The 19,409-nt window shown below is 72.4% G+C and carries 17 protein-coding genes; 10 read left to right on the forward strand and 7 right to left on the reverse strand.

Features of this window, described 5'->3' with window-relative positions; translation table 11 throughout:
* Positions 1-115 precede the first annotated feature (115 nt).
* Positions 116-1,015, reverse strand: coding sequence for a polysaccharide deacetylase family protein (locus LHA35_RS15520; protein WP_226609488.1), 900 nt, complete (start codon positions 1,013-1,015; stop codon positions 116-118).
* 90 nt (positions 1,016-1,105) lie between these two features.
* Here LHA35_RS15520 and rutA point away from each other — a divergent pair, with 90 nt between their 5' ends.
* Complete coding sequence (gene rutA, locus LHA35_RS15525) at positions 1,106-2,185, forward strand: pyrimidine utilization protein A (protein WP_226609490.1); 1,080 nt, start codon at positions 1,106-1,108, stop codon at positions 2,183-2,185.
* 25 nt (positions 2,186-2,210) lie between these two features.
* Here rutA and LHA35_RS15530 read toward each other — a convergent pair whose 3' ends face one another.
* Positions 2,211-2,957 (reverse strand): Crp/Fnr family transcriptional regulator, encoded by a 747-nt coding sequence (locus LHA35_RS15530; RefSeq protein ID WP_226609492.1) that lies wholly within the window; start codon positions 2,955-2,957, stop codon positions 2,211-2,213.
* 240 nt (positions 2,958-3,197) lie between these two features.
* On the opposite strand from LHA35_RS15530, the gene LHA35_RS15535 reads away from it, so the two are divergent.
* From LHA35_RS15535 to LHA35_RS15570, 8 genes are all read left to right on the forward strand, one after another.
* Positions 3,198-4,604, forward strand: coding sequence for an amidase (locus LHA35_RS15535; protein WP_226609495.1), 1,407 nt, complete (start codon positions 3,198-3,200; stop codon positions 4,602-4,604).
* Between the two features lie 105 nt (positions 4,605-4,709).
* Positions 4,710-5,594, forward strand: a complete 885-nt coding sequence (locus tag LHA35_RS15540) for a fumarylacetoacetate hydrolase family protein (RefSeq protein ID WP_226609497.1) — start codon at positions 4,710-4,712, stop codon at positions 5,592-5,594.
* 111 nt (positions 5,595-5,705) lie between these two features.
* A complete protein-coding gene (locus LHA35_RS15545) occupies positions 5,706-6,680 on the forward strand; it encodes a tripartite tricarboxylate transporter substrate binding protein (RefSeq protein WP_226609500.1) in 975 nt (324 codons plus the stop codon).
* A 175-nt stretch (positions 6,681-6,855) separates the two neighbouring features.
* Complete coding sequence (locus LHA35_RS15550; RefSeq protein ID WP_226609502.1) at positions 6,856-8,043, forward strand: M20 family metallopeptidase; 1,188 nt, start codon at positions 6,856-6,858, stop codon at positions 8,041-8,043.
* A gap of 198 nt (positions 8,044-8,241) precedes the next feature.
* Entirely contained in the window at positions 8,242-8,664 is a 423-nt protein-coding gene (locus LHA35_RS15555; RefSeq protein WP_226609504.1) for a tellurite resistance TerB family protein, read from the forward strand.
* 370 nt (positions 8,665-9,034) lie between these two features.
* Positions 9,035-10,093, forward strand: a complete 1,059-nt coding sequence (locus LHA35_RS15560; RefSeq protein WP_226609506.1) for an LLM class flavin-dependent oxidoreductase — start codon at positions 9,035-9,037, stop codon at positions 10,091-10,093.
* Positions 10,094-10,222: 129 nt separating this feature from the next.
* On the forward strand, positions 10,223-12,388 hold the full coding sequence (locus LHA35_RS15565; RefSeq protein WP_226609509.1) for a malate synthase G: 2,166 nt from the start codon (positions 10,223-10,225) through the stop codon (positions 12,386-12,388).
* A gap of 141 nt (positions 12,389-12,529) precedes the next feature.
* The gene (locus LHA35_RS15570) at positions 12,530-12,826 is read left to right on the forward strand and encodes a hypothetical protein (protein WP_226609511.1); all 297 of its coding nucleotides are present in this window, start codon (positions 12,530-12,532) and stop codon (positions 12,824-12,826) included.
* 67 nt (positions 12,827-12,893) lie between these two features.
* Here the strand turns inward: LHA35_RS15570 and LHA35_RS15575 are convergent, their stop codons facing one another.
* From LHA35_RS15575 to LHA35_RS15595, 5 genes are all read right to left on the reverse strand, one after another.
* Positions 12,894-13,355, reverse strand: a complete 462-nt coding sequence (locus tag LHA35_RS15575) for a DUF3237 domain-containing protein (protein WP_226609513.1) — start codon at positions 13,353-13,355, stop codon at positions 12,894-12,896.
* On the reverse strand, positions 13,352-14,221 hold the full coding sequence (locus tag LHA35_RS15580) for a DMT family transporter (protein WP_226609663.1): 870 nt from the start codon (positions 14,219-14,221) through the stop codon (positions 13,352-13,354). The genes LHA35_RS15575 and LHA35_RS15580 overlap by 4 nt, the downstream gene beginning before the upstream one ends.
* 5 nt (positions 14,222-14,226) lie before the next feature.
* Complete coding sequence (locus LHA35_RS15585) at positions 14,227-14,604, reverse strand: zinc-binding metallopeptidase family protein (protein ID WP_226609516.1); 378 nt, start codon at positions 14,602-14,604, stop codon at positions 14,227-14,229.
* Positions 14,605-14,776: 172 nt separating this feature from the next.
* On the reverse strand, positions 14,777-16,057 hold the full coding sequence (locus LHA35_RS15590; RefSeq protein WP_226609518.1) for a flavin monoamine oxidase family protein: 1,281 nt from the start codon (positions 16,055-16,057) through the stop codon (positions 14,777-14,779).
* A 236-nt stretch (positions 16,058-16,293) separates the two neighbouring features.
* Positions 16,294-17,328 (reverse strand): MBL fold metallo-hydrolase, encoded by a 1,035-nt coding sequence (locus LHA35_RS15595; RefSeq protein ID WP_226609521.1) that lies wholly within the window; start codon positions 17,326-17,328, stop codon positions 16,294-16,296.
* Between the two features lie 283 nt (positions 17,329-17,611).
* Here LHA35_RS15595 and LHA35_RS15600 point away from each other — a divergent pair, with 283 nt between their 5' ends.
* Complete coding sequence (locus tag LHA35_RS15600) at positions 17,612-19,303, forward strand: HWE histidine kinase domain-containing protein (protein WP_264185572.1); 1,692 nt, start codon at positions 17,612-17,614, stop codon at positions 19,301-19,303.
* Positions 19,304-19,409 lie beyond the last annotated feature (106 nt).

A 19,409-nucleotide genomic window follows, 5' to 3' on the forward strand; every position in this document is an offset into this window, starting at 1 on the left:
GAATGGACCCTCGTCGCCCTCGCCTACAACTGCCGTAGGCTGCATCGCCTGCGGCCAGCCGCCTGATCCACAATCCAACAAACCCGTCGCCAGCAAACCCAAACCCGACAGGCTGCTAGAGCCCCGCCGCCGCCTTGACATGGCGCGCCACCGACTCATGGGTGGCGAACCAGACGCCGCCCCTGGCCTGCATGTGCTCGATCAACCGGGCCAGCAGCGCGATGCGGCTGCGGTGCCCGATGATGTGCGGGTGCATGGTCAGCAGGAACAGCCCGCCCTCCTCCCAGGCGCCGTCGAACTCGGCGCGGAAGATCTCCTCCACCGCGGAAGGCGGCGTGTAGGGGCGCTGCGAGCCCGTGCGGTTGAACATGAAATAGGGCGCGTCGTCGCGGATCCACTCCGGCGGCAGTTCGACGATGCCGGTCGGCTCGCCCTGGTCGAGCAGCTCATAGGGCTCGTCATCGGCCATCAGACTGCTGTCATAGAGCAGCCCCATCTCCCGGATGATGGACAGCGTATCCACCGAGAAGTCCCAGCTCGCGGTGCGGATGCCGACGGGACGGCGGCCCGCAAGCCTCTCCAGCACATCGGCGGCGCGCAGCGTCAGCTCGCGCTCCAGGCCGGGCGGCAGGGTGGTGTTGGTCTCATGGATCCAGGAATGGATGCCGATCTCGTGACCCTCATCGGCGACGGCGCGCACCTCCTCCGGATAGAGCAGGGCGGAGACGGCCGGGTAGTAGAAGCTCGCGGGAATGCCGTGGCGCGCGAGCAGCGCGCGGATGCGCGGCACGCCCTGCCGGTTGCCGTACTGGCCCTGGCTCAGCTTCATCGGGCTCTCATCGCCGTCGCGCAGCGTCAGCGTCTCGTGATCCGCGTCGAAGGAGAGGGCGACGGCGCAGCGCGCGCCGTCCGGCCAGCCATGCGGGCGCAGGCTGCGGCCGGCGCGGGCATTGCCGACGATGCGGCGCCATTGCGGTTCCGGCCATTCCCACGGCCTTGCTGCGGTGCTGCTCATGCCTGCTCCTCCCCCATGCGCCGCTCCTGGCACGGCGATTGCTGTGACGCAGCGCGAGGCTTCGCGGCAATCCTGCGCAGGAGGGGTTCGATGGATATCGGCGTCTTCATTCCCATCAACAACAATGGCTGGCTCATCTCCGCCACCTCCCCCCAGTACATGCCGAGCTTCGAGCTGAACCGGCAGGTGGTGCAGAAGGCCGAGGGCTACGGCTTCGACTTCGCCCTCTCGATGATCAAGCTGCACGGCTTCGGCGGGAAGACGGAATTCTGGGATCACGGGCTGGAGAGCTTCACCCTGATGTCGGCGCTGGCCGCCGTCACGAAGCGCATCCGGCTCTTCGCCACCACCGCCGTGCTGACCATCCCGCCCGCCATCGTCGCCCGGATGGCCAGCACCATCGACGACGTCTCGGGCGGCCGCTTCGGCGTCAACATCGTCTCGGGCTGGCACAAGGTGGAGTACAGCCAGATGGGGCTCTGGCCGGGCGACCAGCATTTCGGCAAGCGCTACGACTACAGCACCGAGTATGTGCAGGTGCTGAAGGAGCTGTGGGAGAGCGGCCACAGCGACTTCAAGGGCGAGTATTTCCGGATGGAGGACTGCAAGCTGAGCCCCCGCCCGAAGCAGGGCATCCCGCTGGTGGCCGCCGGGCAGAGCGACCGCGGCATGGAATTCGCGGCGAAGTATTGCGACGTGAACTTCGCCCTCGGCGAGGGGGTGAACGAGCCGACCAGATGCATCGACGTGCCGCGCCGGATGCTGGAGCATGCCGCGAAGACCGGGCGCGATGTCGGCTCCTACATCCTCTACATGGTCATCGCCGACGAGACGGACGAGGCGGCGATGGCGAAATGGGACCTCTACAACCGGGGCGCCGACAGGGAGGCCCTGGCGCATCTGCTGGGCCATGCGGCGCAGGACGTGAACACGGAAGCGACCTCGATGGCGGCCGCCATCCAGCGCTCCCCCTCCCCCATCAATTTCAACATGGGCACGCTGGTCGGCTCCCATGCCAATGTCGCGCGCATGCTGGATGAGGCGGCGGGCATGCCCGGGGTGAAGGGCATCATGCTGACCTTCGACGACTTCCTGGAAGGCATGGACCGGTTCGGCCAGCGCATCCAGCCGCTGATGCGGTGCCGCAGCCATGTGAGGATGGCCGCCTGACCGCCGGGCGGGCCGCCGCCCCGCGCTACAGGCCCGGGCGGGAGGAGGTCCATGGGGCGGGCGGCGCTGCCGGCCGCCCGTTCTTCCGCGCATAGGCGAAATCCGCCAGCGCCTCCGGATCGAGGATGGCGAGTTTGTTGTAGCCGAGGCGCAGCCAGCCCGCGGCCTCGAACCGCGCGAGGGTGCGGTTGACGAGGTCGCGCGAGGCATTGGCCATCCGCGCCAGTTCCGACTGGGTCAGCCGCACCTCCCCGGTCGGCCGCAGCACCGCATCCTCGATCGCGCCGGTCACCCGCAGCAGCACGGCGCAGATCCGGCGATCCGCCCGGCGGATCATCAGGTCGGAGACATTCTCCACGGCCACCTGCATCCCGATCTGGCCGATCTGGCTGATGGCCCGCGCCGCCTCGGGATCGCGGACCAGTTCCCGGCCGGCCTCCAGCGGCAGGTGCAGCGCGCAGGAGGCCTCCATGGCGCGGGTCCCGAAGAGCCGCTGCCTGCCGCCAAGGATCGGCCCCTGCCCGAACCACCAGCCCGGCCGCAGGATGTGCGACAGGTCCGGACCGGCATGCGGCGTGACGATGTAGACGCCGAAGGATCCGGCGGTGACGCCGTAAAGTCCGCCCGGCGGATCCGCGAAGCGGAAGACCCAGTCGCCCTTCTGGAACCGAAGGAGCTCCGCCACGCGCAGCAGCGCCGCCTGGAAGGCGGGCGCCTGCCCGGCCAGCCATCCCTTCGACAGCACGATGCGCTCGGCCTCTGCGCGGTCCATCAAGGCTCCCCAGCCATATCCCGCCGATTGTCGCGAGAACTTGTGGGGTTTTCCTGAATGTCAATCGGCGGCGAGCCTCACGCGGGTGGTGCCTCGCCGCCGCGGCGCGGGGATGGCCGGGCCGCAGCGCCGGACCGGCGCTGGCGCGCCGTTGGGCGGGGCCCTGGGCCGGCCTGCCATCGGGGCTTTCCCCGACGCCGCCCGCGGCGCAGATTGGCGCGGACTGGCCCAGGATGCCCGATGCCCCCGACCGACCCCGCCCTGATGTCCGCCGAGACGCTGCTCGGCCTCTATGCCCGCCGCGCCCTCTCCCCGGTGGAGGTGCTGCAGGCGGTGCTGCAGCGGGTCGCGCTCTACAACCCTTGGGTCAACGCCTTCGCCGCCATGAATCCCCGCGCCCTGCAGCAGGCCGGCGAGAGCGAGGCGCGCTGGATGGCCGGCCGCCCGATGGGCCTGCTGGATGGCATCCCGGCGACGGTGAAGGACCTGCTGAACCTGGCGGGCTTCCCGACCCGGCGCGGCAGCAAGACCACGGATGCGACCCCGGCCACCGAGGACGCGCCCTCGGTGCTCGGCCTGAAGCAGGCCGGCGCGGTCATCCTCGGCAAGACCACCACCACGGAATTCGGCTGGAAATCGCCCGGCGACTGCCCGCTGCACGGCATCACCCGCAACCCCTGGAACCGCGAGCGGACCGTCGGCGGCAGCAGCAGCGGCGCCGGCGCCGCGGGCGCGGCCTGCTTCGGGCCGCTGCATATCGGCACGGATGCCGGCGGCTCCATCCGCATCCCCGCCGCCTTCTGTGGCCTGGTCGGCGTGAAGCCGAGCTTCGGCCGCATCCCGCAATGGCCGCTCGGCGCCTTCGCCAATGTCGCCGTGGCGGGGCCGATGACCCGCACCGTGCGCGATGCGGCGCTGATGTTCTCGGCCATGGCGCGGCACGACCTGCGCGACCCCTTCAGCCTGCCGGATGACCCGCAGGACTGGCGCCGCGGCATCGAGGAGGGCGTCGCCGGGATGCGCGTCGGCCTCGTCCGGCGCCTCGGCTTCGAGCCGCCGCTGGACGCGGATGGCGAGGCGGCGCTGGTGGGCGCGGCGAAGCTGCTGGAGGAGCAGGGCGCGATCGTCGAGGAGGCCGATCCCGGCCTGCCCGACACGCGCGCCATCTTCGGCCGGGTCTGGGGCGTGGCCCTCGCCCGCCTGGTCGCCACCACCCCGGCGGAGAAGCGCCCGCTGCTGGATCGGGGGCTGGAGGAGGTGGCGGAGCGCGAGCGCGGCATGCTGGCTACCGATTTCCTCGGCGCCGAGGCGCTGCGCATCGAGGCGGCGCATGCCATGGCCCGCTTCCACCAACGCTACGACATCCTGCTGACCGCCTGCACCCCGACCGCCGCCTTCGCCGCCGACCAGCCGACGCTGCGCCCGACCGAGGCGCTGTGGCGGGACTGGGCGCCCTGGACCTTCGCCTTCAACCTGACGCGCCAGCCGGCCATCAGCGTGCCGGTCGGGCTGGATGAGCACGGCATGCCGCGGGCGGTGCAGGTGGCGGCGGCGCTCTACCGGGACGACCTGGCCTTCCGCGCCGCGCGGGCGTTGGAGCGGGCGGCGGAACTGCCGACCGCCATCCCCCTGGCCAATCCGGGCTGAGTCTGCTTTTCAGCGCGCCCGGACCGGATCGCGGCCGGACGACAACATGCCGCGGCGGGCCGCCTGGCCGAGGCAGCCCGCCGCGAGCCGGGAGAGGAAAGCCCCATGCGGCTGGTGACGTTCAAATATCCCCAGAGGCTCGGCACCCATATCGGCGCGCTGCGGGAGGATGGGGCGGTGCTCGACCTCGCGGCAGCCGATCCGGCGCTCTCGGGCGGCAACATGCCGGCCTTCATCGCCGGCGGTGCGGCGGCGCTGCAGCATGCGAAGGCGGCGGCGACCAAGGCGCCGGTGGCGGAGGGCGCGACCCTCTGCGCCCCGATCCCCCGGCCGCCCAAGAACGTCTTCTGCGTCGGCAAGAACTACCACGAGCACGCCAGGGAATTCGCCGGTTCCGGCTTCGATGCCAGCGCGAAGGAGGTGGTGCCGGAAGCGCCGGTGGTCTTCTCCAAGCCCGCCACCGCCATCATCGCCCATGGCGAGACGATCCCGGCGCATCTCGACCCCACCAGTTCCGTGGATTACGAGGGCGAGCTCGCCGTCGTCATCGGCCATGGCGGGCGCGGCATCAGGGCCGCGGACGCGCTGCGCCACGTCTTCGGCTACACCATCGTCAACGACGTCACGGCGCGCACCCTGCAGCACCGCCACCGGCAATGGGTGCTGGGCAAGGGGATCGACGGCTTCTGCCCGATGGGCCCGGCCATCCTGACGGCGGATGCGGTGCCGGACCCGAAGGCGCTGCGGGTCATCACCCATGTGAACGGCGAGAAGCGGCAGGACGCCTCGGTCGCCGACCTGATCTTCGACATCCCGACCCTGATTGAGGCGATCTCCGCCGGCATCACGCTGGAGCCGGGCGATGTGATCGCGACGGGCACGCCGGTCGGCGTCGGCATCGGCTTCACCCCGCCGAAATTCCTCAGGGCCGGCGATATCGTGCGGGTGGAGGTACCGGGGATCGGCGTGCTGGAGAACCCGGTCGGCTGACCCGGAGCCGGTCGCCGCGGGGGGCGGGGCGCCGCCCCGCCCTGCGGAGGCGTGAATCCGCGCGCCGGACCGCCTATCCTCCCGGGCAGAACGATAACCCGGGAGACGCCCTTGCACCGCCGCCCCCTGCTGGCCGCCCTCGCCGCGGCGGCCACGCCCCTTGCCGCCCGCGCCCAGGCCGGCGACTTCCCGGCCCGCGCCGTCACCATGGTGGTCTCCTTCCCGCCCGGCGGGCAGGGCGATGTGGTGGCCCGCCCGGTCGCGGCGGGGCTGGAGCGGCTGTGGAAGCAGCCCGTGCCGGTGGTGAACCGCGCCGGGGCGGCGGGCGAGATCGGCAATGCCTCGGTCGCCCGCGCCGCGGCGGATGGGCATACGCTGCTGATGGGCCTCTCCTCCATGGCGGTGATCCCGGAGGCGGCGAAGCTCCTCGGCCGCCAGCCGGCCTATGAGATGGAGCAGTTCGCGCCCATCGCGCTCTTCACCGCCGATCCCACCTTCCTCGTCGTGCCGGCCGCGGCGCCCTGGCAGACGCTGGAGGCGCTGCTGGAGGATGCCCGGCGCCGGCCGGGCGCCATTCCCTACTCCTCCTCGGGCAATTACGGCGCGCTGCACGTGCCGATGGCGATGCTGACCACCGCCGCGCAGGTCAACCTGCTGCATGTCCCCTTCCAGGGCGGCGGGCCGGCGCTGACCGCGCTGCTCTCCGGCCAGGTGCAGCTGATGGCGAGCGGGCCGGGGCCGATCACGCCGCATCTCCGCAGCGGTGCCTTCAGGGTGCTGGCAAGCTGGGGCGCGACACGGATCGCCGGCTTCGAGCAGGTGCCGACGCTGATGGAGCGGGGCTTCCCGGAGGCCGAATACTACATCTGGGCCGGCATCTTCGCCCCCGCCGGCACGCCCGCCCCGCTGCGGGAGGCGCTGCGGCAGGCCATGGCGACCGTCGCGCGCGATCCGGACCTGCAGCGCGCGCTGGCCGCCGGCGGCAACGCGCTCGACTACCGGGACGGCGCGGCCTTCGAGGAATTCCTCCGCGCCGACACCGCCCGGCTGGTGCGGGCGGTGCAACGCATCGGCAAGATCGAGTAGGGCGCGCCGGCGGGGCTTGCGCGTCCCGGCGGCGGGCCGCAGGCTTCGCGCCCCTTCCATGGCGGTTCGCGTCCAGGCCGGATGCGGCCCGCCATGGATCCTTCTTCGTCGGGCAGGATCCTGCGCGCGGGCCGTCACGCCCCTGCGCGACCTGCCCCAGCCGCCGGAGCGACGCATGACCGCCGAAAGCACCGAATCCGCCATCACCGCCTGGCTCGCCACCCAGCAGGAGGCGATGCTGAAGGTGCTGGAAGCCATGGTGAACACCGATGGCGGCAGCTACGACAAGGCCGGCGTCGATGCGGTCGGCAGAATCGTCCAGGATTTCATGACCGGGCACGGCATCCCGGTGGAGGTGGTGCCGCGCGAGAAGCATGGCGACTGCCTCAAGGCCCGCGTCGCGGGCGGCGATGCGCCCGCGAGCGGCAACATGCAGCGCTCCATCGTCCTGATGGGCCATCGCGACACCGTCTTCCCGAAGGGCGAGCCGGCGCGCCGCCCCTTCCGGATCGAGAACGGCATCGCCACCGGCCCCGGCGTCGCCGACATGAAGGCGGGGCTGGTGATGAACATGTTCGTCCTGGCGGCCTTCCAGAAATTCGGCGGCGCGCCCGGCCCGCTGCTCGGCCTCTTCACCGGGGATGAGGAGATCGGCAGCCCGGAGGGGCGCGAGGTCATCGAGAGCACGGCGCGCGAGGCGCGGGTGGTGTTCAACAGCGAGCCGGGCCGCCCCTCCGGCGGCGTCGTCACGGGGCGCAAGGGCGGCGTCTTCTCCATCTTCGAGATCGAGGGCAAGGCGGCGCATTCCGGCGGGAATTTCGAGGCCGGGATCAGCGCCATCGAGGAGCTGGCCCGCAAGGTCCAGGCGATCCATGCGCTGACCGACCTGAAGCGCGGCATCACGCTGAATGTCGGCCTGGTCTCCGGCGGGCAGAGCGTCAACACCGTCGCGCCCTGGGCGCAGGGCCAGATCGACCTGCGCTATGTCGAGCCGGTCGACCGCGACGAGATCATGGGCAGGATCCACGACATCGTGGCGAAGAGCTTCGTCCCCGGCACCCGCGCGACACTCACCATCCGCGGCGAGTTCCTGCCGCTGACCCAGACCCCCGCGGCGGCGAAGCTGTTCGAGATGTACCGGACGGCGGCCGGTGAGAGCGGCCTTTCCATCACCGGCGAGTTCTCCGGCGGCTGCGCCGATTCCGGCTTCACCGCCGCGGTCGGGGCCCCGACCATCTGCGCGGTCGGCCCGGTCGGCGGCAAGGCGCACAGCCCGGAGGAGTACCTGGAAGTCGCCAGCATGGTGCCGCGCGCCCAGGCCATGGCGCGGGCGATCCTGCGGCTGGACCGCGCCGGGCTGTAGGCGGGTGCCAGCGGCTGCGGATCGCGCCCCCACCCGCCGGTCCGGGGGCACGATGCGTGCCCGGTCCGGCCGGTCCACCTGCTTCAAGGACCCCGCCCCTTGCCGTGAGGCGGCGCGTGACAGAGCCGTAATCATCCGGTAAGTGCCCCGCCCTCCGCGCCGGCCCGCTGGCGCGGCCATCCACCGGGAACTCACCGCATGTTCGGCCTGTTCAAACCGCAATCTGCCTCGCTCGACCTCACGCCGCGCACCTGCCTCGCCGTCTCGCTGATCTACTGCATGGGCGCGGATGGCGAGATGGATGAGGAGGAGATCGGCCATCTCGTCTCCGTCCTCGGCCGCGGCGCGACACGCCAGCAGCTCGAGGCCGCGCTGCGCTATGTCCGCGCGACGCCGCCGGCGCAGTTCCTGGCCGACAGCGCCGCGCGGCTGCGGCCGGAGCAGAAGCTCTGTATCCTGCTGAACATGATCGACAGCGCCATGAGCGATGGCGAGGCCGAGCAGGGCGAGCAGCAGCTGGTCATGCAGTTCGCCCGGAGCTGGGGCCTCTCCGAGCCGCAGCTGGAGCCGCATTTCCGCAGCCTGGTCGCCAAGAACGACCGCTCGGTGCTGGACCGCTAGGGCAGATCGCGGACGGGCGTGAACGCCCGGGAGCGAGCCTCTGCTCTGCCATCAATGACCTGCGGCGGATGGGCGTTCAGTTCCGCACGCAATCCGCTGTAGAGCAAACGATGCCTGAGTGGATCCGCCCAGGCGGCGTCATCCGCTCGTCCAGACAGCAGGTGGGCCGCCCGACGCGCGTCACCCCGCGCATCGGGTGGTCCGGAGCAGACCGCAGACGGCGGGAATCCGCCCGGGAACAAGGGGCCGCAGCGGATTGCCGTTCGGTCCGGAACGCAGCCCGCCAGAGGCCGGCCGGGGGCAGGATGCCTTGCGCCCGGCCGCGCCCGATGCGAGGTGTTGCCGCATCGCACAAGCCGCGGGACCGGGCATGCAATTCGCCTATTTCAACCTGATGTCGATGAACCATCCGGGCGAGACGCCGGCCGAGGTTCTGGCGAATACCGTCCGCCAGGTTCGGCTGGCCGAGGAGCTTGGCTTCGACGCCAGCTGGTTCGCGGAGCACCACTTCTCCTCCGCCTCGGTCTGCGCCTCCCCGCTGATGATGGCGATGCACTGCGCCGCGGTGACCAGCCGCATCCTGCTCGGCCCCGCCGTCGTCGTGCTGCCGCTGCACCATCCCCTGCGCGTCGCGCAGGAAGTGGCGATGCTGGACCAGATCAGCGGCGGACGCGTTCTCCTCGGCTTCGGGCCGGGCCACCAGCCGCATGAATTCCGCAGCTTCCAGGTGCCCTTCGACTCGCGCTACGCCCGCCTGCTGGAGGGCTGGGACATCGTCGAGCAGGCGCTGACCACCGGGCGCGTGCACCATATGGGCGAGCATTACCGGATCGAGGACACGCCGGTCGCGGCCCGCACCCTCTCCGGCCGGATGCCGCCGATGTTCGTCGCCACCGCCACGCCTTCGGTGCTGGCGCGCGGCGTCAGGGCCGGGGCGACGCCGATGATCAGCCAGGGCTACCGGCTCGGCGCCCAGACGGTGGCGATGCGGCAGGGCATCCTCGAGGGCTGGGGCGCCGCGGGCGGGCCGGCGCCCATGCCGCTCGGCATCCAGCGCTACCTGTTCGTGACGGAGGACAGGGCGGAGGCGCGGCAGGCCGCCGAGGGGCTGCTGAACATGGCCCGCAACACCCTCTCGCTCCGCGCCGCCGTGCCGCCGCGGGATGGCGTGCATCTCCGCCCCGTCGCCTTCGAGGGGGAGCCGACGGTGGACTGGCTGCTGGAGCACGGGCTGATCGGCGCGCCGGAGAGGATCGTCGAGCAATTGGCCGCCGATATGCGCCTGCTCCGCCCGACCCATTACAGCCTGTATATGGGCTTCACCGGCCTGCCCGGCGCTGCGGTCGAGCGATCCCTGATCCGCTTCGGCCGGGAGGTGCTGCCCCGCCTCCGCGCCGCGGCGGCCGAAACGGGCCCCCTGGCGGCGTAGCGGCCGGCCCGGACCGGTCCGGGAGGGCGGCGTCCCCGGGTACCCCTTTGCGCCCGCCCGGTTTCCGCCTAGGTAGCCCGCTCGCCCCGGCCTCCGGGGCCCCGGGACAAGCGGAAACGGAGACGGTCAGTGGCGGATACGGTCGAGGTTGCGGGTCTCAAGGTCGCGCGTACCCTGCGCGACTTCCTGGACAACGAGGCGCTTCCGGGCACCGGCGTGACGCCGGAGCGCTTCTGGTCCTCCTACGCCGCCATCCTGAAGGATCTCGCCCCGCGCAACGCCGCGCTGCTCAGGAAGCGTGACGAGTTGCAGGCGAAGATCGATGCCTGGCACCGCGCCAACCCGGCGAAGCCCGTCGATGTCGCCGCCTACAAGGCCTTCCTGCAGGAGATCGGCTACCTCGTGCCCGAGGGGCCGGACTTCCAGGTCGGCACCACCAATGTGGATGCCGAGTTCGGCCAGATCGCCGGCCCGCAGCTCGTCGTCCCGGTCTCCAACGCCCGCTACGCGCTGAACGCCGCCAATGCCCGCTGGGGCAGCCTCTATGACGCGCTCTACGGCACGGATGCGATCCCGGAGACGGGCGGCGCCGACCGCGGCAAGGGCTACAACCCCACGCGCGGGAAGAAGGTGATCGACTACGCCCGCGGCGTGCTGGACAAGGTCGCGCCGCTCGCCGGCGGCGCCTCCCACCGCGAGGCGAAGTCCTATGCCATCGCCGCCGGCGCGCTGGCCGTCGCGCTGCAGGACGGCCGCTCGGTCGGCCTCGCCCAACCCGGTCAGTGCGTCGGCTACCAGGGCGAGCCGCATGCGCCCGCCGCGCTGCTCTTCGTCCATAACGGGTTGCATGCCGAGCTGCACATCGACCGCGACCATCCGATCGGCAAGGAGGATCCGGCCGGCATCGCCGACCTGGTGATGGAGAGCGCGGTCACGACCATCGTCGATTGCGAGGACAGCGTCGCGGCAGTGGATGCCGAGGACAAGGTCGAGGTCTACCGCAACTGGCTCGGCCTGATGAACGGCACGCTGGAGGCGAGCTTCGAGAAGGGCGGCAAGACGCTGACCCGCCGGCTGAACGCCGACCGCATCTGGCTGAAGCCCTCGGGCGGCGGCCTGACCCTGCATGGCCGGTCCCTCATGCTGGTGCGCAATGTCGGCCACCACATGATGACGGATGCGGTGACGCTGGATGGGGCCGAGACGCCGGAGACCATCCTGGACGCCATGGCGACGGTCGCCATCGCCCTGCACGACCTGCGGGTGAAGAAGCTGAACAGCCGCACCGGCAGCGTCTACATCGTGAAGCCGAAGATGCACGGGCCGGAAGAGGTGGCCTGGGCGAACGAGCTCTTCGGCCGCGTCGAGGATGCCTTCAACCTGCCGCGCGCAACGCTCAAGATGGGCATCATGGATGAGGAGCGCCGGACCACGGTGAACCTCAAGGAATGCATCCGCGCCGCCCGCGACCGCGTGGTGTTCATCAACACCGGCTTCCTCGACCGCACCGGCGACGAGATCCATACCTCGATGGAAGCGGGCGCCGTCATCCGCAAGAACGACATGAAGGGCGCGGCCTGGATCAGGTCCTACGAGGACAACAACGTCGATACCGGCCTCGCCTGCGGCCTGCGCGGCCGGGCGCAGATCGGCAAGGGCATGTGGGCGGCGCCGGACGCCATGGCGGCGATGCTGGAGCAGAAGGTCGGCCATCCCAAGGCCGGGGCCAACACCGCCTGGGTCCCCTCCCCCACCGCCGCGACGCTGCACGCGCTGCACTACCACGAGGTGGACGTGGCCGCGCGGCAGGAGGAGCTGGCGAAGGGCGGCCGTCGCGCGAAGCTGGACGACATCCTGACCATCCCGCTGGCCGTGGACACCAACTTCCCGGCCGATGCGGTGAAGGCGGAGCTCGACAACAACGCCCAGGGCATCCTGGGCTACGTCGTGCGCTGGGTGGACCAGGGCGTCGGCTGCTCCAAGGTGCCGGACATCAACGATGTCGGCCTGATGGAGGACCGCGCGACGCTGCGCATCAGCGCGCAGCACATCGCCAACTGGCTGCGCCACGGCATCGCCACGCGGGAACAGGTCGAGGAGACCATGCGCCGCATGGCGGTGGTGGTGGACAAGCAGAATGCCGGCGACCCGGCCTATGCGCCGATGGCGCCGGCCTTCGACGGCCCGGCCTTCAAGGCGGCCTGCGACCTGGTCTTCGAGGGCGCGACCCAGCCCAACGGCTACACCGAGTTCGTCCTGCACAGGCGCCGGCGCGAAGCGAAGGCGCGCGGGTGATGCCCTGGGGAAGGCTCTGCCTTCCCCAGCCGTCGGCGGCAGTGCCGCCGACCCGCCAAGGGCCGGTTGGACGTACACGTCCAACCCCTTGGATCCCGCGAATTGGCCGAAAGGGCCAACCGACCAGGGAGGAAACGGCCGATGATCGTCCATGTCTCGGCGCAGGGCGCGCGGCTCGACGCGCCCGAGGACCTGAAGGGCTTCAAGCTGCTCGTCACGGACGGGCTGCAGGGCGAAGCCCTTGCCCGCGCGCTCGGCAGCGCCGGCACCCTGGAGGACGAGCATGCCTGGATCTCGCCCGATTGGCTGCGCCAGGCTTCCGGCCGCGCCGGCGACGCGGCATGGACGCAGGGCTTCGAAGGCATGCTCGCCTATGCCACGAAGAAGGGCTGGGTGAACCGGGATGGCGCCATCCGCGGGCATATCGAGCGCGCCTGAGCCGTCCGGTCGCCGGAGGGCGCAGCGCGGAGGCGTGAACCGGCCGGCAGGAGGCAAGCCGCGCCGCTCAGAGCCCCAGGCTGAACACCCGCACGAGCACAGCCGGCCTTGGTGCCAGCGGGTGCAGCGTGCCGACGAAGGCCAGCCGGTTCAGCCAGCCATGCGGTCCCTCCGGCGCCGTGATCTCGAGGGTCGAGGCGCGGTAGTCCGGCAGGCCCTCCCTCGGCGCGATGACAACGCGGTTGAGCACGGTGATCACCGCGCCGTCCTCCGCTTCCAGCTCGTACAGCGCCTCCAGCCGCTTCACCCCGTCGCGGCGGAGGAGCTGCCGGTCGGCGCCGCCCGGCAGCACCCGGCCGCGGAGGCGCGGGCCGGCGAAGCGCCCGCCGGTGATGGGCACGATCCGCCGCTCGCCGAGCGGCCCCTCCCCCAGCATCCGCGTCGGCGCGATCTCCACCAGCGCCTCCCAGACGAACTCGGCCCGCGGCGGGACCAGCGGCATCTCGGGCAGCAGCGGCGGCTCGGTCATGCGGCACTCTCCTTGCGCGCCCGCGCCTCGCGGCGCGCGATCCAGGTGGTGGCGGCGAAGATGATGAGGCCGCCGAGCAGCGTCGCCGGCCCGGGCAGGTCGCCCCAGACCGCGAAGCCCATCAGCGAGGCCCAGATCAGCTCCAGGAACTTCACCGGCTGCGTCGCCGAGATATCGGCCAGCGAATAGCCCCGCGTCAGGCAGAAATGCCCGGCCGAGCCCAGCGCGCCCGCCAGCAGGAACAGCCCCCATTGCAGCGGCGTCGGCCAGGTCCAGGCCCAGACCGCCAGCGGCAGGGTGAAGAGCGTGATGGTGATCGCCTGCCAGGCGACGATGACGGCGGGCGAGTCCCGCCGCGTCAGTGCCTTGGTGATGAGGAAGGAGGCGGCAAACAGCGGCGAGCTGGCCAGCATGACCAGCGCATAGGGATTGCCGGCGCCGGTGAGCCCCGGGGAGACCACCACCAGCACGCCGCCGAAGCCGGCCAGCGCCGCGATCCAGCGCGCCAGCACCATCCTCTCCCGCAGGAAGAGGATCGCGCCGAACATGATGAAGAGCGGCGTGGTGAAGCCGAGCGCCGTCATCTCCGCCAGCGGCACATGCGGCACGGCGACGAACCACAACATCAGCCCGGCCGTGTGCACCGCGCCTCGCCAGAGCTGGCCGCCGAGGCCCTTCGGCCGGTAGGCAGCCAGGCCGGCGCGCAGGATGAAGGGCAGCATGACCAGCAGCCCCGCGCCGTAGCGCAGGAATTGCGCGACGAAGGGGTCGAGCTGCTGGGCCAGCGCGCGCAGCAGCGCGTTCAGGCAGGTGAAGAGCAGGCCGGAGGCGAGCATCCACAGCATCGCCCGCGGCACGTTTCCCATGCCGGTCACGCCGGGAGCAGGTCGGGCGCGGCCAGCGCCAGGACAGGAGCGACGATGCCGCCCGTCATGTCGGCCGTGCCGCGCCTGCAGCGCCGTCCATCCCGCAGCATGACCGGGCAGCTACCGGGATGGCCGTCGAGGACCAGGCGCCGGCCAGGGCCCCCGACCCGGAGCCGCGCGAGCGGATGGGGGACGCGATCGGAGGTTGCGTGCAGCGCCACCGCCATGCGGGGCACCGCCTGCCGGAGCAGCGCGGCGGCCTCGGCGCAGGTGCGGGTATCGCCGGGCGGGCTGGACGAAGCGAGGGCGACCGGCGCCCGGGTCACGTCCACCACGCCTTCGGCCTGGGCCGCGGCGCGCGCGGCGAATTCGGTGCGAGTCATTGCGCGCAGCATGCCCCGCCCGCGCGGCGTCGTCAGCGTGGGGCGGGCGGATAATTCCCCAGGCGGCCGGTGCCCGTCGCGGAGCAGCGCGAAAGCCCGGGAGCGCAAAACCGACCGGCCATCCATGATCCCCGACGGATTGGCGTTCGGGCATGACGGCAATCCGCCCTCGTCAGGCAGCCGGCTTCCCCGCCAGCGCGGCGCTCACCGCCTCCGCCGCCCGCTCGCCGCTCTCCCAGGCGCCGCCGACCGTGCCGGCGCGGCGCGTATGGCAGGCCTCGCCGGCGAAGCGCAGCCGCCCCTCCGCCAGCGCCGCATCCCGCAGCACCGCCCGCGCGCCATGGCACCCGATGCGCGCATGGCTGTAGGCGCCGCGGAAGAGCGGGTCCTCCGCCCAGCCCGTCACCACCGCGCCGGATGCGAAGCTCCGGTCGACTTCCGCCGCGCCGAAGTAGCGGGCCAGTTCGGCGCGCGCGAAGGCCTCGGCTGCCGCCGGCCCTTCCCGCGCCAGCGCCCAGGCGGCCTCGCCGCCGATGAAGCCCACTGCCTGGTCGCGGCCCCAGGGCCAGAGCATCCAGGACATCGGGTGATCCCCTGGCCCCTCCACCCGCCGCCCCAGCCGCGCGAAGGGGCCGAGGCCGAGCCGCCCCGCCCCCGCCGCCCGCAGCGCGATCTTGGACAGCAGGCCCTGCGGCAGGCCGGCGATCGCGGCCTGGACTGCCTCGGGCAGGTCCGGCGCGAAGCGGATGCCCTGCGCCGCGAGCACGCCGGTCGAGACGGTGACGATCGCCGCCCGCGCCCGCAGCACACCCCATGGCCCCTCCGCCGCCACGCCGTCCCCGCCCCAGCGGAGCCGGGCGACCGGCGCCTGCAGCGTGACGGGCAGCCCCTCGCCCAGCCGCGCCACCAGCGTGCCGAAACCCTCCGCCACTTGCAGGTTCGCCCCGTCCAGCGCGGTCGCCACATAGTCCCGCAGGCTGAACCTCTCCGCCTCCACGCCGGAGATGATGGCGCTGAACCAGTGGGAGAGGGTGGCATCCCAGGGCCCGTCCCGCGGCACCGCCTCGGCCAGCGGGATATCGGGTCCGCCCGCGGCGAGGCGCGCGGCCGCCGCCGCCTCCCAGACCTCGGCCGCGGCGTCATGCGCCGCGCGCTCCGCCGCGCTCGCCCGCCGGCCACCCACCAGCAGGATGTCCCGCACCCGCCGCCGCTCATCCCGCAGCGTGAAACCCATGGCACGGGCGATCGGCGTCAGCGGATTGCGCTCCGCCACATGGATCCAGGAGGCCCCCTGGTCGAAGGGCGCGCCGAGCGAGGCGGTGTCCGTCCAGGCCCGGCCACCGAGCCGGCCGCCGGCCTCCAGCACCCGGCAGGAGCGGCCGACCGCCCGCAATCGCCTGCCCGCCGCAATGCCGGCGGCCCCGGCACCGATGATCAGAACCTCAGTGTCCATCCACCGCTGAAGCAGGGAGAGAGAACTCTCCCCCTGCAACCCTTCATTCTTCTTCGTGTGTCCACGCGGTCCGGCCCGTTGCCTGGGACGACCCCGTCACGTCGCCTGCATGGGTCCACGCAGCCGTTCTGTGCCCTACAGCGGATGGCGTTCCTATTTGAACGCCATCCGCTGGTGCTCTTTGCTGTTCGAGCAGAGTCTCGCGCCTTGGCGTTCACGCCCCTCCGCGATCTGCACTAGGCCCGCATGCGGTAGCGTACCGCCTCGGCGGGGCCGGGCTCCGCCACCACGCGGCCCTGGCGCTCCAGCCGGCGCAGATGCGCCAGCGTCTCGCCGACCGTGAAACCCATCTGCGGCAGTTCGCCGGCGGCGCGCGGGAAGAGCACCTGCGCCGCCTCGCAGGCGGTCAGCGGCTCCCGGCAGGCCTCGGCCAGGGTGTCCAGCCGCTCCGCATGGTGCCCGGCCAGCTGGTCCAGCCGCCGATGCAGCGCGGAGAAGGGCTCGCCATGGGGGGGCAGGACCAGCGTGTCCTCCGGCAGAGCCCGGAAGCGCTCGTTGGAGGCGAGGAAGTCGCCCAGCGGATCCGCCTCCGGCTCGCCGGGATGCAGGCCGATATAGGGTGAGATGCGCGGCAGGATCTGGTCGGCCGAGATCAGCACGCCGCGCTCCGCGCAGTAGAGCGTCGCCATGTCCGGCGCATGCCCCGCCCCCGTCATCACCCGCCATTCGGAGCCGCCGATCCGCAGGGGGCGGCCATCCTTCAGCGCGTGGAAGGCCCGCGGCAGTTCCGCCACCGCCCGCTGGTACAGCGGCCCGCGCCCCTCGACGAAGGAGAGGTATTCCGCCGGGCAGCCGGCGCGGGTGTAGTGCACGATCTGCTGCGCCATCATGTCCGGCCCGCTGTCGTACCAGAGTGCGCGCGCCATCAGCCATTCGATGCGCGTCATCATCGGGAACAGGCCGAAGCGCCCGCAGAGCCAGCCGGTCAGGCCGATATGGTCCGGGTGGAAATGGGTCACCAGCAGCCCGGTCAGCGGCCGCCCGCCCAGCGCCGGCTGCGCCAGAACCTGGTCCCACAACCCGCGCGTGGTCAGGCTGGAGACGCTGGTATCCACTGCCAGCCAGCCACCGTCATGCTCCAGCAGCCAGATATTCACATGGCCCGGCGGAAAGGGCAGCGGCATGCGGGCGCGCAGCAGGCCGGGCTGCAGCAGGCGCACCTCGCCCGGCGCGGGCTGGTCGGGGGCAAGGTCGCGGGGCGCGTCGGGCATGCGGTCGGGTCTCCGCCGCTGGCGACTGGACTGCCGCCGGCAGTCGGGCCAGGGATGATCTGCCGAGGGGAGGCCGGGGTGAGGCGGCCGGCCGCACAGGATAGGAGCCCCTTGCCGCCGCTGTCGATGAACCCATGGGTTACACGAAGCCTCGAGCAATTCTCTTTTCACGATATTTCGAACTGCCACCGTTCGCCCGAAGGCGCAGATTGCCGTCCTGCCGCACCGGGCAAGGGGGCCCGGTGCAGAATCGACGGATGCCACGGTGGGCTACAGCAGCACCATGCATCGGCTACCGGTCATGGCGGCGCCCGGCGCCCCGTCCCGCGCCGTCCTGCGCCGGCTCCAGGTCAGGGCCTCCGTCCTGCTGTCCCTCGCCGCCCTGCTGCTGCCGCTCTGCCTCATCCCGCTCGGCCGCCTGGTCCCGACGCTCTGGACCGAGGCCGGCCAGTTGAGCCACCACGCCAGCGCCGCCGCCGGCCGCGTGGCGGTCGCCCTGGCCCGGCAGGCCGAGGCGCTGCGGCGCATCGAGGATGCGCTGGCCGGCCTGCCGGAAGAACCCGGCGAGTCGGCGCGGCGCATCAGCCGGCTGCTGCGGGCCGAGCCTGATCCGGCTGTGCTCGCGGCCGCGCTGCGCGGCCCGGGACAGCAGCTGGACGGCATCCGCCTGGACCTGCTGACCCGGGATGGGGAGGTTCTGGCGCGCAGCGCGGAGCCTGCCGTGACGGAGCAGGACCCCGTCCTCACCGTCCGGCAGCCGGTCGAGGGCTGGCCCCTGCTGGTTCTCGCCACGCGCACCGCCGCCCCGCCGGCCAGCACCGGGCTGCTGGCGGTCGGCGCCGCCGTCCTCGCCATGCTGCTGCTCGCCCTGCTGGCCTGGCGGCGGGAGCAGCGCGGCCTGGCCGCCGCCGCGGCCGAGGAGCGGCGCGAGGCGCTGCGCAATGCCAGCCTGGCCGAGAGCGCGGCGCGGCTGCGCCTTGCCCTCGGCGCGGCCGAGCTCGGCTGCTGGTCCTGGGACGAGGCGGCCGACGATGTCAGCTGGGATGCCAGGGCGGCGGCGATCCTCGGCTGGCACCCGTTCGGGCAGGTGCCCATCGCCGCGCTGCGCGACCGTCTGGAGCCGGGCGACCACGCGATCCTCGACGCCGCGCTGGCCAGCGCCCGCCGCAACGGGGAGCCGACGCAATGCGCGCTCCGCCTGCGTCCGTCCGCCGGTGGGGCACCCCGCTGGATCGAGTTGCGCGCCCAGGCCTGGCGGGGACCGCGCGGCACGCTGTTCCATGGGGTGATCGGCGACATCACCGCGCGCCGCGGGGCGGAGGAGCAGCAGCAGCGCCTGCTCCGCGAAGTGGACCACCGCGCCAAGAACACCCTGGCGGTCGTCCAGGCGCTGCTGCGCCTGACGCGCGCGGAGGACCCCGCCGACTTCCTGCCGCGGGTCGAGGCGCGCATCGCCGCCCTCGCCCGCGCCCATACCCTGCTGGCGCAGTCCCGCTGGCAGGGCGCCGCGCTGCATCGCCTGGTCGCGGCCGAGTTCCAGCGGCGCCGGCCCGGCGGAGAGGCGCCGATGCCCGTGCTGGCCGGGCCGCCCGTGCTGCTCTCCTCCGTCGCGGCCCAGCCCATGGCCATGGTGCTGCATGAGTTGGCGAGCAATGCGCTGCAGTTCGGCGCGCTGGCGCAGCCGGGCGGGACGCTGTCCCTGACCTGGCAGCCGCTGCCCGAAGGTGGCCTGGAGCTGATCTGGCAGGAGCGCCGCCCGGTGCCGCCGCCGGCCGGCACGGCGCCCGTCGGCTTCGGCACCCGCATCCTGGAGGCGACGGTGCGCGACCAGCTCGGCGGGCGCATCAGCCGGGAGTGGCGGGCCGAGGGGCTGCGCTGCATCATCCGCCTGCCGGCGGGATGCGTGGTCGCGGCGCCTGCCGAGCCGGTGACCGAGCGCGCAGCGGCGGAGCCGAGCGTCAGCGCGGCCTGCTGACCGGGCCGCGCCCTCCGGCACAGGGCGCGGCGAGGATGGATGGCGTTCGGGACGGAGCGCCACTCCGCTGCAGCCTTCCGGTTTGCGGGCAGGTTCACGCGCGCGG

The organism is Roseicella aerolata (assembly GCF_020523605.1).
Taxonomy (GTDB): domain Bacteria; phylum Pseudomonadota; class Alphaproteobacteria; order Acetobacterales; family Acetobacteraceae; genus Paracraurococcus; species Paracraurococcus aerolatus.